Genomic DNA, 12,837 nt, shown 5'->3' with positions numbered 1-12,837 from the left:
GCGGGCCTGCCCGAGGACCGAGCGCTAGTGGACCGGTGTGCCGATGAGCGAGCCGATGGCCCAGGTCGCCGCGAGGGCGATGCCGCCGCCGAGCAGCACGCGCACCATGGCGGCGCGCTTGCTCGAGGCCCCGATGCGCGCGGAGACCACGCCGGTCGCGACCAGCGCGAGGACGGTGGCGACCACGATCGGCCACGGCATCCACGCGGCGGGGGAGAGGAGCGCTGCGAGCAGCGGCACGAGCGAGCCCAGCGTGAAGGCGAGGGCGGATGCGCCGGCCGCCGACCACGGGTCGTTCAGGTCCTCGGGGTCGAGCTTGTACTCGACGTCGAGGTGCGCGCGCAGGGGATCGGCGTCGGTGAGCTCGACGGCCACCAGGTGCGCCGTGCGCGGGGTGAGGCCGCGCAGCTCGTACATGTGGGCGAGCTGGTCGACCTGGGCGTCCGGTGCGGCGTCGAGCAGCACCTGCTCGCGGCGGATCGCCGCTCGCTCGCTGTCGCGCTGCGACGAGACCGAGACGTACTCGCCGACGCCCATCGAGAACGCGCCGGCGACGAGCGCCGCGACACCCGCGGTCAGGATCCCGGCGGCAGAGGTTCCGGCGCCCGCGACGCCGACCATCAGGGCGGAGGTCGAGACGATGCCGTCGTTCGCGCCGAGCACGCCGGCGCGCAGCCAGTTGAGCTTCGAGGTCATCGACTCGACCGGCGGTGGCAGGTCTGGCCGACGCTGCAGTGCGGGATCCATGGAGTTCCTCCTGCCACCATGGTCGGTGCTCGCAGGGGCCGCCGCAAGCAAGGCGAGGCTCGTGCGAAAGCCGCAAGAAAGCCGAATCTTGGCGGTTCGGCGGGCCGAAAGCGCACGGGGGTGCATCGGTGGCAGGGCTAGGCTTGACGCGGCGAATCCCACACCACACATGGCTCACCAGACATCGATTGGATGACGCGTGGATCTCTACGAGTACCAGGCAAGAGACCTCTTCGAGCAGCACGGCGTCCCCGTGCTGCGAGGCATCACCGCCGACACCCCCGAGCAGGCCGAGGCAGCAGCCGCGGAGCTCGGTGGCGCTGTCGTCGTCGTGAAGGCACAGGTCAAGACCGGCGGACGAGGCAAGGCGGGCGGCGTGAAGGTCGCGAAGAGCCCTGCAGAGGCGAAGGACGCGGCCTCCGCGATCCTCGGGCTCGACATCAAGGGCCACACGGTGCAGCGCGTGATGGTGGCTGAAGGCGCCGCCATCAAGGAGGAGTACTACTTCTCCGTGCTGCTCGACCGCGCGAACCGCTCCTACCTCGCCATGTGCTCGTACGAGGGCGGCATGGAGATCGAGCAGCTGGCAGAGGAGCGCCCCGAGGCGCTCGCGAAGGTCGAGGTCGACCCCGCCGTCGGCATCACCGCCGAGAAGGCTGACGAGATCGTTCGCGCCGCGAGCTTCCCCGAGGAGCTGGTCGCAAAGATCGCTCCCGTGCTCGTGAAGCTGTACGACGTCTTCGTCAAGGAGGACGCCACGCTCGTCGAGGTGAACCCGCTCGTGCTCACCGAGGGCGGCGACATCGTCGCGCTCGACGGCAAGATCTCGCTCGACGAGAACGCCGAGTTCCGCCAGCCCGGCCACGCCGAGCTCGAGGACAAGGCTGCCGCAGACCCGCTCGAGGCGAAGGCCAAGGAGTCGGACCTCAACTACGTGAAGCTCGACGGCCAGGTCGGCATCATCGGCAACGGCGCGGGCCTCGTCATGTCGACGCTCGACGTCGTCGCCTACGCGGGCGAGCGCCACGGCGGCGTGAAGCCGGCCAACTTCCTCGACATCGGTGGCGGCGCATCCGCCCAGGTCATGGCTGCCGGTCTCGACGTCATCCTGAACGACGAGGACGTCAAGAGCGTGTTCGTGAACGTGTTCGGCGGCATCACCGCGTGCGACGCCGTCGCGAACGGCATCGTGCAGGCGCTCGAGATCCTCGGCGACACCGCCACGAAGCCGCTGGTCGTGCGGCTCGACGGCAACAACGTCGAGGAGGGTCGCAAGATCCTCGCTGACGCCGCGCACCCGCTGGTGACGGTCGTCGACACGATGGACGAGGCCGCCGACAAGGCCGCCGAGCTGGCTGCGGCGTAAGGGAGCAAGAGATGTCGATCTACCTCAACAAGGACAGCAAGGTCATCGTCCAGGGCATCACCGGCGGTGAGGGCTCGAAGCACACCGCCCGCATGCTCGCGGCCGGCACCCAGGTCGTCGGCGGCGTGAACGCCCGCAAGGCCGGCACGACCGTCTCGCACGTCGCGAAGGACGGCTCGCAGGTCGAGCTGCCGGTCTTCGGCTCGGTCGCCGAGGCCATGGAGGCCACCGGCGCCGACACCTCGATCGTGTTCGTGCCGCCGGCCTTCGCTAAGGACGCCGTCATCGAGGCCGTCGACGCAGGCATCGGCCTGCTCGTGGTCATCACCGAGGGCATCCCCGTCCAGGACTCCGCCGAGTTCTGGGCGCACGCCAAGGCTGCGGGCACGACCCGCATCATCGGCCCGAACTGCCCCGGCATCATCACGCCCGAGGAGTCGCTCGTCGGCATCACTCCGGCGAACATCACGGGCAAGGGCCCGATCGGCCTCGTGTCGAAGTCGGGCACGCTGACGTACCAGATGATGTTCGAGCTGCGCGACATCGGCTTCTCGACCGCCATCGGCATCGGCGGCGACCCGGTCATCGGCACGACGCACATCGACGCGCTCGAGGCCTTCGAGGCCGACCCCGAGACCAAGGCCATCGTCATGATCGGCGAGATCGGTGGCGACGCCGAGGAGCGCGCGGCCGACTTCATCAAGGCCAACGTGACGAAGCCGGTCGTCGGCTACGTCGCCGGCTTCACGGCGCCCGAGGGCAAGACGATGGGCCACGCAGGCGCCATCGTCTCGGGCTCGTCGGGCACGGCCGAGGCCAAGCAGGAGGCCCTCGAGGCCGCCGGCGTCAAGGTCGGCAAGACGCCGACCGAGGCCGCTCGCCTCATGCGGGAGATCATCGAGTCGCTCTGATCGGAGCGCATCGCCTCGAGACGGGTCCCGGCTTCGGCCGGGGCCCGTCTCGTCGTCGCGCGGGCACCGCGATCGTGCCCGTCCCATCCGCTCGTCGCACTCGGCTCGCTCAGGGCTGGCGGGGCTATCGTGGCGGCACGCTCCGGCCCTCCGCGAGGCCGGACGCTGATCAGGAGGACGCGATGAGCGAGCACGAGCAGCAGCACGATTCCGAGGGCACGCAGAAGCCCGGCGGCCTGGGCGAGGACGGCACGATCCCCGCCGACCCCGATGGCCTGGGCGCGACGACCACGGACGAGGCCTCGACCTTCGAGCCCGAGGAGGACGAGGCGAGCGACGAGGACGGCCAGTAGGGTCGCGACGTCGAGCTGATCGTGGTGGATGCGGGCGCGGTGGTGGCGGGCATGCCGGATGCGGGTGCGCCGGGTCCTGGCATGACCGTGCTGTGCGCGACCTGCGGTGTCGAGAGCCAAGAGCCGCTCCCGGAGACCTGCCCGATCTGCGCCGACGAGCGGCAGTGGGTACCCCTGCACGGCCAGCGCTGGACCTCGGTCGACGTGCAGCAGCGCGAGGGCATGCGCATCGACGTCGTCGAGCTCGAGCCGCGGCTCTGGGCGCTCACCTCTGAGCCGGCGGTCGGCATCGGGCAGCGAGCGCTGCTGGTGCAGACCGCCGAGGGCAACCTGCTCTGGGACCCCCTGGGCACGATCACGGATGCCGCGGTCGAGCAGGTGCGCGAGCTCGGTGGGCTGAGCGCGGTCGTCGCCTCGCATCCGCACATGTTCGGCGTGCAGTGCGCGTGGGCGGATGCGCTGGACGCGCGCGTGCTCGTCAACGCGCGCGACGCATCCTGGATCCAGCGCGAGCACGCGCGGATCGAGCTGTGGGACGACGAGGTCGACCTGCTGCCGGGCGTGCGGCTCATCCGCTTCGGCGGTCACTTCCCGGGTGCGGCGGTGGTGCTCTGGGAGCAGGGGAGCGGCGGCGCGGGCTCGCTGCTCGCGGGCGACACGATCCAGCCGAAGCCCGACCGCGCGAGCGTCGCCTTCATGCGCTCGTACCCGAACAACATCCCGCTCTCCGCCGGCGTCGTGCGTCGGCTCGCCGATCATGCCGCGACGCTCAGGTTCCGCCGCCTCTACGGCAACATCCCTGGGCAGCTCGTCGAGGACGGCCCGGGCGCCGTCGCTCGCTCGGCCGACCGGCACATCGCCTGGGTGACCGGCGAGCACGACGACCTGACCTGAGCGTTGGCACAGGCCGGGCCTGATCGGCGGTGGGGCGGCTGATCAGCGGTGTGGCGCCGGAGGATCTCCGGTTGTGGGCGGCTCGGGTTGGATAATCCGGGCGGATGCGCTCAGGGTCGGGGAATTTCTGGGAACTCCCGGATAGGCAGTGCGCGGGCCTCCGCCGCGTGAGGATGGACGGCTCTCCACAGCCGCTCGAGCTGCGGCGCCAGGCCGCCCTGGCACGTGGCACGGTGCGCCGATGGAGACGTTGACGCAGCAGCTGGGGATCGTGTCTGCCGCACAGCTCATGGCCGCAGGTGCGACCAGGTGGCAGATCGAGGTGTCGCTGAAGCTCGGTGAGCTCATTCGCGTGCGACCAGGCTGGTTCGCGACCTCTGCATCGGACGCATCGGCGCGCGCGGCTGTCGCGGCCGGCGGCTGCCTCTCCTGCTTCAGCGCGCTTCGCCTGCATGGCGTCTGGGTGCCGGAGGGCAAGGGCGCGCACGTGCGCCTGCCCGAGCACCGGCGGCGACGCAAGGTTCGGCCCGATGGCACGCGCGGCGCTCGGCTGCCCAGCTGTCGCTCCTTCGGGCTCGAGGCGCCGATCACCGCGGCGGCCGACGACCTCGAGGTCGCCTTCCGCTGCGCGCTGCGATGCGGTAGTCGTGAGGAGATCGTCGTGATCATCGACTCGATCTTGCAGCGGCGCCTCGCCAGCCGGGCCGCGCTCGAGCGGTGGGCGCGAGATGCGCCGCTCGCGGTGCGAACGCTGCTCGACCTCGCCGACGGCCGCTCGGAATCCGGCAGCGAGTCGATGGTGCGCTTGCGGCTGCGCTCGCTGCAGGTCGCCACGCGCATCCAGGTGCGGGTCACGGAGGGAGTGCGCGTCGACCTGCTCGTCGGCGAGCGCCTGATCATCGAGTGCGACAGCAAGGAGCACCACACGGCCGCGGAGGCCTACGAGAGCGACAGGCGCCGCGACCGCCGGCTCACCGCCCGCGGCTTCGTCGTGCTGCGGCTGAGCTACCGCCAGATCCACGACGAGTGGGCAGAGATCGAGCAGGACATCCTCGCGATCGTGCGTCGCGGCGGGCACCGAGTGCCGCGGCGCCGGAAGATCTCTGCCTGAGCCGTGTGCCAGCGGGATAGTCCCAGCGGATGCGCTGAGGTCCGGAGATCTTCCGGCAGCACGAAGGGCCCGGCCGGAGCCGGGCCCTTCGTGCTGCGCCCGCCTCTGGGGGTCAACCCAGCGGCGGCGAAGGGTCAGCGCAGCGGCGCGAGGATCGCGTTCAGCGAGGCGCTCGGGCGCATCGCGGCGTCCGCGAGGTCGGCGTCGACGCGGTAGTAGCCGGCCAGGTCGACCGGGCTGCCCTGCACCGCGAGCAGCTCGCGCTCGATCGTCTCGGTCTGCGCGACCAGCTGCTCGGCCACCGGTCCGAACGTCTCGGCCAGGTCGGCGTCATCGGTCTGCGCCGCGAGCTCCTCGGCCCAGAAGCGCGCGAGCCAGAAGTGGCTCCCGCGGTTGTCGAGCTCGCCCGTGCGGCGCGATGGCGACTTGTTCTCGTTGAGGAACGAGCCGGTCGCGGCGTCGAGCGTCTCGGCCAGCACGCCGGCGCGGTCGTTGCCCGTCGTCACCGACAGGTGGCGGAACGACTCGGCCAGCGCCATGAACTCGCCGAGCGAGTCCCAGCGCAGGTGGTTCTCCTCCACCAGCTGCTGCACGTGCTTCGGGGCCGAGCCGCCGGCACCCGTCTCGAACAGGCCTCCGCCGTTCAGCAGCGGCACGACCGACAGCATCTTCGCGCTCGTGCCGAGCTCCAGGATGGGGAACAGGTCGGTGTTGTAGTCGCGCAGCACGTTGCCGGTCACCGAGATGGTGTCGAGGCCCTGGCGGATGCGGTCGATCGACACCTTCGTCGCCTCCTCGGGGCTGAGGATCTGGATGTCGAGGCCCTCGGTGTCGTGGCTCGGCAGCTCCTGCTCGACCTTCTTGATGAGCTCGGCGTCGTGCGCGCGGGTCTTGTCGAGCCAGAAGATCGCGGGCGTCGAGGAGGCGCGGGCGCGCGTGACCGCGAGCTTCACCCAGTCGCGCACCGGCACGTCCTTCGTCTGGCAGGCGCGCCAGATGTCGCCCGCCTCGACCTCGTGCGAGGTGAGCACCGCGCCGGCACCGTCGACGATCTCTACCCGGCCGGCCCGCTCGATGCGGAAGGTCTTGTCGTGCGAGCCGTACTCCTCGGCCTTCTGCGCCATGAGGCCGACGTTCGGCACGGAACCCATCGTGGTCGGGTCGAAGGCGCCGTTGGCCTGGCAGTCCTCGATGACGACCTGGTAGATGCCGGCGTAGGACGAGTCGGGGATCACGGCGAGCGTGTCGGCCTCCTCGCCATCCGGGCCCCACATGTGACCGGACTGGCGGATCATGGCCGGCATCGACGCATCCACGATCACGTCGGAGGGCACGTGGAGGTTCGTGATGCCCTTGTCGGAGTTCACCATGGCGAGGCGCGGGCCGTCGGCGAGGCCCTGCTCGACCGCGGCGCGGACGCCGGCGGCGGTCGGCTCGTCGAGCTCCGACAGGCCCGAGAGGATCGAGCCGAGGCCGTTCTCGGGAGAGAGCCCGGCCTCCTCGAGCTGGGCGCCGTACTGCTCGAAGACCTCGGGCAGGAACGCACGCACGACGTGGCCGAAGATGATCGGGTCGGAGACCTTCATCATGGTCGCCTTGAGGTGGGCGGAGAAGAGCACCTGCTCGTCGCGGGCTCGCTGCACCTGCTCGGCGAGGAACGCGTCGAGCGCCTTCGCCGACATGAACGTCGCGTCGACGATCTCGCCCTCGAGCACGGCCAGGCCGTCCTTCAGCACGGTCGTCTCGCCGTCGGTGCCGACGAAGCGGATCTGCAGCGCATCATCGGCGGCGATGGTGACCGACTGCTCGTTCGAGCGGAAGTCGCCTGCGCTCATCGTCGCGACAGCGGTCTTCGAGTCATCGGCCCACGCGCCCATCGAGTGCGGGTGCTTGCGGGCGAACTCCTTCACGGAGCGCGGCGCTCGGCGGTCGGAGTTGCCCTCGCGCAGCACCGGGTTGACGGCGGAGCCCTTGACCGAGTCGTAGCGGGCGCGGATGTCGCGCTCCTCGTCGGTCGTGACCTCGTCCGGGTAGTCGGGCAGGTCGAAGCCCTGCTGCTGCAGCTCGGCGACGGCGGCCTTCAGCTGCGGGACGGATGCCGAGATGTTCGGCAGCTTGATGATGTTGGCCTCTGGCGTCTTCGCCAGCTCGCCCAGCTCGGTCAGCGCATCCGGCTCCTGCTGGTCGGCGGGCAGGCGGTCGGCGAACGCGGCGACGATGCGCCCGGCGAGCGAGATGTCGCGGCGCTCGACCTCGACGTCGGCCGCGGCGGCGAACGCGCTCACGATCGGCAGGAACGAGTGCGTCGCGAGCATCGGCGCCTCATCGGTGTACGTGTAGATGATCTTGGCCATGCGGCTCGAACCTCTCGCAGTGAAGTGATGGAGGGCGGCCACGATCGGTGCGCGGGCCGCGCCGTGCCCGTCCAACCTACCGTCTCGCCCGTCGGCGGTGCGCGATCCCAGCGCCGCTCGAGCGGCGCCGGGCACCTCGTGCTGCCCGGCGAGGCGACGGCCTCGGGGGCGGATGCGTCGATACAGTGCCTGCCGTGCGTCGCGTATGGGCCGGCATCGGCCAGGCAGTCGAGTCCGCAGCCATCGCGGCGGCGGGCATCGTGCTGTGCGCGCTCGTCTGCGTCGCCGTCTGGGGCATCGATCAGGGCTTCGGCGGCGACCCCCTGGTGCAGTGGCGCATCGCGGCGGACGCCTGGCTGCTCGGGCACGGCGTCGACATCGGCATCACGCCCGGCCGCGAGACCGTGCTCGCCGTGGGCCTCGAGGAGGCCGGGCGCTCGTGGGTGCTCTCGGCAGGCGCGTGGGGCATCGGCCTCATCACCTTCTGGCTGCACTGGCGCAGCGGCGGGAGGCTCGCCACGCTGCCCTTGCTCGACACGTCCATCGCGATCCTGCTCGGCGCGGTCGCGACCGGCACCATCGGCCTGCTGGTCGGCTCGAGCGCGCAGCACGGGGTCGCGAGCCCCGACCTCGCGCAGGCGGCCGTGCTGCCAGCGCTCGTCGCGCTGCTCGGCATGGGCGCCGCGGTGCTCGCCGCCCACAAGCACCGCTGGCTGCTCGCAATCGCCGCCGCGCTCACGGTCGAGGAGCGGTGGCTGCGCTCGATCCGCGCGGCGTTCCGCGCCGGGTTCGCGGGGCTCGTCGGCGTGCTGGGCGTCGGCGCGGGGCTCGTCGGCCTCGGCCTGCTCCTGCGGTTCACGGACGGCCTGCTGCTGCTGGAGTCGCTCGGGGTCACCGCCGTCGGCGTCATCGCGATCTTCCTGGTGCAGCTCGCCCTCGCGCCGACCGCGATCGTCTGGGGCGCGTCCTGGGCCGTCGGGCCCGGCTTCATGATCGGCCAGGGCTCGAGCGTCTCGCCGCTCGGCACGGACCTCGGCCCGGTGCCCGCGCTGCCGCTGCTGGCCGCGATCGACCCGGAGGCGCAGCCCTGGATGGCCGCCGTCGTCGTGCTGCCGGTGCTGGCCGCCGTGCTCGTCGGCGTCTTCGTGCGCCAGAGCCTGCTCGCGGGCAGCGCTGCCCGGCCGGTGCACTGGTGGGAGCTCGCGATCACCGCGGTCGGCGGTGGCGTGCTCGCCGGCGCGCTGCTGGGCATCGCCGCCATGCTCTCGGCCGGCGCGATCGGACCCGGACGCCTGGCGGTGACGGGGCCGGATGCGGTGCTCGTCGCGGCGTGGGGCGCGCTCGAGGTCGGGGTCGGCCTGCTCATCGGCATGCTGGCCGGCGGCAAGGGGGTCGGCGCGCTCGCGGGCGGCTTCGCGCTGCCGCTCGCGGCGGAGGGCGAGGGGTCGAGGATCCGCGACTTCTTCGGCTTCGGCGGCGGAGGGGGAGCGGCGGCGGATCGCGAGCCCGACGAGTCGGACGAGGACGACGCCGAGGCCGGGGCGGTCGGCGAGGTCGTGGGCGACGACGACGGCGACGACCGCGACGATGCGAGCCCGCCCGCCGAGTCCGCTGCACCAACCGCTGCCGCTGGCTCCGACGAAGCCGCTGCACCCGGCGAGGCCGCTGCACCCGACGGCGCCGCTGCGCCGGGCGGCGCGACGGGCGACCACGGCGGGCCGACCGCGGTCGGCGCGGCGTCGCCCGAGGCATCCGGCACCGACTCGCCCCGCGACCCTCGGTAGGCTGGACGGCGTGCTGCGTCTCGTCGTCCTCGTCTCCGGCAGCGGCACCAACTTCGCCGATCTGCTGCAGCGCACGAAGGCCGGGCGCGTGCCCGCCGAGATCATCGCCGTCGGCGCCGACCGCGCGTGCGGCGGCATCGAGACGGCTGCGGCAGCCGGCATCCCCACCTTCGTCGAGCCCTTCTCGGCGCCCCGTGAGGCGTGGTCGCGCCGCGTCGCCGACCGCGTCGCGGCCTTCGAGCCCGACCTCGTCGTGCTGTCGGGCTTCATGCGCCTGCTGTCGCCCGAGGCCGTCGCCCGCTTCGAGCCGGCGCTGCTCAACACCCACCCCGCCTTCCTGCCGGAGTTCCCCGGCGCCCACGGCGTGCGCGACGCGCTCGCCGCGGGCGTGACCGAGACGGGCGCATCCGTCATCATCGTCGACAGCGGCGTCGACACCGGGCCGATCCTCGCGCAGCAGCGCGTGCCGATCGAGCCCGACGACAGCCCGGACGCGTTGCACGACCGCATCAAGCTGGTCGAGCGCGAGCTGCTCGCGAGCGTCATCACCGACATCGCCGACGGCACCATCGACCTCGCCGACCACGGCCTCGAGCACCGCCTCGACCGCCCCGACACCCCAAGGACAGCACAGTGAGCGGACCCCAGCACGACCCGAGCCTCTACCGCGAGCGCGAGCAGGTGCCGTTCCGGCGCGCGCTGCTGTCGGTGAGCGACAAGTCCGGCATCGTCGAGCTCGGCACGGCGCTCGCCGCGGCCGGCGTCGAGCTGGTCTCGACCGGTTCGACGGCGAAGATGCTGGCAGATGCGGGGCTGGCGGTCACCGAGGTCGCCTCGGTGACGGGGTTCCAGGAGGCGCTGGACGGCCGCGTGAAGACCCTGCACCCGGCGATCCACGCCGGCCTGCTTGCCGACCTGCGGCTCGAGCACCACGAGGCGCAGCTCGCTGACCTCGGCATCGCGCCGTTCGAGCTCGTCGTCGTCAACCTCTACCCCTTCGTCGAGACGGTGCGCTCCGGCGCCGCCGATGCCGACGTGGTCGAGCAGATCGACATCGGCGGCCCGGCCATGGTGCGCGCTGCGGCCAAGAACCACGCGAACGTGGCGATCGTCACCGATCCGCGCGTCTACCCCCTGATCGAGCGGGCTGCGGCGACGGGACTCTCGCTCATGCAGCGGCGTGCGCTCGCGCGCGACGCCTTCGCGCACACCGCCGGCTACGACCGCGCCGTCGCGCGCTGGTTCGCGGGCGAGCCCGTCGACGAGGTGTCGGCTGCGGCCGCCGCCGCCACGCCGACCTCGCCGGTCGAGGAGCGCGCCGCCGCCCCCGCCTCGCCGGTCGAGGAGCGCGCCGCCGCCTCCGCCTCGACGGTCGAGGAGCGCGCCGCCGCAGGCGGCACGCGTCACGAGACCACCGCACCCGCCGCTCCCGAGCCCGCCGCCGCATCCGCCGTGCCCGACACCTCGAGCGCCACGGGCCTGCTGCGCGCCGTCGGCGCCGCGACCCTCGTGCAGGGCCTGCGCTACGGCGAGAACAGCCACCAGCAGGCGGGGATCTTCGGTCTGCCGGGCGGCAGGGGGATCACGCAGGCCGAGCTCCTGCACGGCAAGCCCATGTCGTTCAACAACTACGTCGACGCCGACGCGGCCCTGCGCGCCGCCTTCGACTTCACGGAGCCCGGGGTCGCGATCATCAAGCACGCGAACCCCTGCGGCATCGCGATCGCGGCACCGGGTGCCGACGATGCGATCGCCTCGGCGCACCAGCGCGCGCACGCCTGCGACCCGGTGTCGGCCTTCGGCGGGGTCATCGCCGCGAACCGCGTCGTCACTCGCGCCATGGCGGAGTCGGTGAAGGAGATCTTCACCGAGGTCGTCGTCGCGCCCGACTTCGAGCCCGAGGCGCTCGAGCTGCTGACGGCCAAGAAGAGCATCCGCCTGCTGCGCCTGCCGGAGGGCTACGCGCGCGAGGCCAGCGAGCTGCGCCAGGTCTCCGGCGGCGTGCTCGTGCAGCAGCCCGACACCTTCGACGGCTTCTCGTCGCACACGTGGCGCCGCGTCTCGGGCTCGCACGTGTCGGATGCGGTGCTCACCGACCTCGAGTTCGCGTGGCGGGCGGTGCGGTCGGTCAAGTCGAACGCGATCCTGCTCGCCTCCGGCGGGGCATCGGTCGGCGTGGGCATGGGCCAGGTCAACCGCGTCGACTCGTGCGGCCTCGCCGTGGCGCGCGCAGGCGACCGGGCGGCCGGCTCCGTGGCGGCGTCGGATGCGTTCTTCCCCTTCGCCGACGGCCTGCAGGTGCTGCTCGACGCGGGTGTGCAGGCGGTCGTGCAGCCGGGCGGGTCGGTGCGCGACGAGGAGGTCATCGCGGCCGCGAACGCCGCGGGCGTCACGATGTACTTCACCGGAGAGCGCCACTTCGCGCACTGACGCGCGCCGCGCCGCTGCGGCGCCCGCGCCGAGCACAACGCAAGCCCGGCGCGCGAGGGCTGCGGCGCTCCGGTGTCCAGCTCGCGTTCCGCCGCGTCTCGAGGCGCGCGGACTTGCGTTGTGCAGAGCCGCTGCGGAAGCCGCGGGCGAGCCGCTACGCTCGCTCGCGTGAGCGCCGGGAGCATCGACGACGTGCGAGCGGCCAGCCGCGTGCTGTGCTTCGGCGTCACCGGCTCGGGCAAGTCGACGCTCGCCGCAGCGCTCGCCGAGCGCCTCGACCTGCCCCTCGTGCTCATCGACGAGCTGTGCTGGGAGCCGGGTTGGGTGCAGCCGCCGCGCGATGAGCTCGACCGGCGCATCCTGCCGGTGCTGGAGCGCGACGCCTACGTGCTCGACTCGGTCTACGGCATCCACAACCACCTCGCGCTCGAGCGCGTCGACGTGATCGTCGCGCTCGACTACCCGCGCCTCACCTCGTTCGCGCGGCTCCTGCGTCGCAGCGCCCAGCGCATCCGCACCCGTGAGGCGGTCTGCAACGGCAACGTCGAGACGCTCGGCCGCACGCTCGCCCGCGACTCGATCCTGTGGTGGCACATCCGCTCGTGGCGCTCGAAGCGCGAGCGAATCCGGCGCTGGCACGCGGATGCGTCGGCACCGCCCGTGCTCGTCCTCCCGATGCCTCGCGACGCCGAGGCCCTGCTGGCGCAGCTCGGATCCTGAGGTCGGCGGGCGGGTCCCCGAGCGAGGGCGCTTGGGGGACAAAGCAAAAGTGATTGAGAATCTTCGATCAGGGCTAGACGCCGCGACGGGCCTCTGCTTAGACTCGAAGGCTGTCCGCACCGCAGGGGAGCGGCCGACCGAGGAGGATGCCATGAGCACGACGACGA

Annotated in this window: 11 protein-coding genes; 9 read left to right on the top strand and 2 right to left on the bottom strand. The window is 72.2% G+C overall.

Annotated features, from left to right (window positions below; all coding sequences use genetic code 11):
* Positions 1–24: 24 nt before the first annotated feature.
* Positions 25–747: a VIT1/CCC1 transporter family protein gene (locus BQ6202_RS00450; RefSeq protein WP_072312715.1), complete on the bottom strand. Its 723-nt coding sequence runs from the start codon at positions 745–747 to the stop codon at positions 25–27.
* A 199-nt stretch (positions 748–946) separates the two neighbouring features.
* Here BQ6202_RS00450 and sucC point away from each other — a divergent pair, with 199 nt between their 5' ends.
* From sucC to BQ6202_RS00430, 5 genes are all read left to right on the top strand, one after another.
* Positions 947–2,113 carry an ADP-forming succinate--CoA ligase subunit beta gene (sucC, locus tag BQ6202_RS00445; RefSeq protein ID WP_072312714.1) on the top strand — a complete coding sequence of 389 codons (1,167 nt, stop codon included), beginning with the start codon at positions 947–949 and terminating at the stop codon, positions 2,111–2,113.
* Positions 2,114–2,124: 11 nt separating this feature from the next.
* A complete protein-coding gene (gene sucD / locus BQ6202_RS00440) occupies positions 2,125–3,024 on the top strand; it encodes a succinate--CoA ligase subunit alpha (RefSeq protein ID WP_072312713.1) in 900 nt (299 codons plus the stop codon).
* A gap of 182 nt (positions 3,025–3,206) precedes the next feature.
* Positions 3,207–3,377 (top strand): hypothetical protein, encoded by a 171-nt coding sequence (locus tag BQ6202_RS14955; RefSeq protein ID WP_200792174.1) that lies wholly within the window; start codon positions 3,207–3,209, stop codon positions 3,375–3,377.
* 21 nt (positions 3,378–3,398) lie between these two features.
* Positions 3,399–4,271: an MBL fold metallo-hydrolase gene (locus BQ6202_RS00435; RefSeq protein ID WP_327021575.1), complete on the top strand. Its 873-nt coding sequence runs from the start codon at positions 3,399–3,401 to the stop codon at positions 4,269–4,271.
* Positions 4,272–4,512: 241 nt separating this feature from the next.
* Positions 4,513–5,382, top strand: a complete 870-nt coding sequence (locus BQ6202_RS00430; protein ID WP_072312712.1) for an endonuclease domain-containing protein — start codon at positions 4,513–4,515, stop codon at positions 5,380–5,382.
* Between the two features lie 134 nt (positions 5,383–5,516).
* On the opposite strand, the gene BQ6202_RS00425 is transcribed toward BQ6202_RS00430, so the two are convergent.
* Positions 5,517–7,736 carry an NADP-dependent isocitrate dehydrogenase gene (locus tag BQ6202_RS00425; protein WP_072312711.1) on the bottom strand — a complete coding sequence of 740 codons (2,220 nt, stop codon included), beginning with the start codon at positions 7,734–7,736 and terminating at the stop codon, positions 5,517–5,519.
* Positions 7,737–7,930: 194 nt separating this feature from the next.
* Between BQ6202_RS00425 and BQ6202_RS00420 the strand changes: the two genes are divergently transcribed.
* The 4 genes from BQ6202_RS00420 to BQ6202_RS00405 all read left to right on the top strand — a co-directional run bounded on the left by BQ6202_RS00420 (position 7,931) and on the right by BQ6202_RS00405 (position 12,670).
* Positions 7,931–9,520, top strand: a complete 1,590-nt coding sequence (locus BQ6202_RS00420; protein WP_072312710.1) for a cell division protein PerM — start codon at positions 7,931–7,933, stop codon at positions 9,518–9,520.
* 10 nt (positions 9,521–9,530) lie between these two features.
* Positions 9,531–10,157 carry a phosphoribosylglycinamide formyltransferase gene (gene purN / locus BQ6202_RS00415; protein WP_072312709.1) on the top strand — a complete coding sequence of 209 codons (627 nt, stop codon included), beginning with the start codon at positions 9,531–9,533 and terminating at the stop codon, positions 10,155–10,157.
* Complete coding sequence (locus BQ6202_RS00410; protein ID WP_072312708.1) at positions 10,154–11,950, top strand: bifunctional phosphoribosylaminoimidazolecarboxamide formyltransferase/inosine monophosphate cyclohydrolase; 1,797 nt, start codon at positions 10,154–10,156, stop codon at positions 11,948–11,950. The genes purN and BQ6202_RS00410 overlap by 4 nt, the downstream gene beginning before the upstream one ends.
* Before the next feature lie 168 nt (positions 11,951–12,118).
* A complete protein-coding gene (locus BQ6202_RS00405; RefSeq protein WP_200792172.1) occupies positions 12,119–12,670 on the top strand; it encodes a P-loop NTPase family protein in 552 nt (183 codons plus the stop codon).
* Positions 12,671–12,837: the final 167 nt, after the last annotated feature.

This window comes from Agrococcus sp. Marseille-P2731, from assembly GCF_900117395.1.
Classification (GTDB): Bacteria; Actinomycetota; Actinomycetes; order Actinomycetales; family Microbacteriaceae; genus Agrococcus.
The sequence above is the reverse complement of the archived record's forward strand: the minus strand, read 5'-3'. Positions and strand labels throughout refer to the sequence as shown.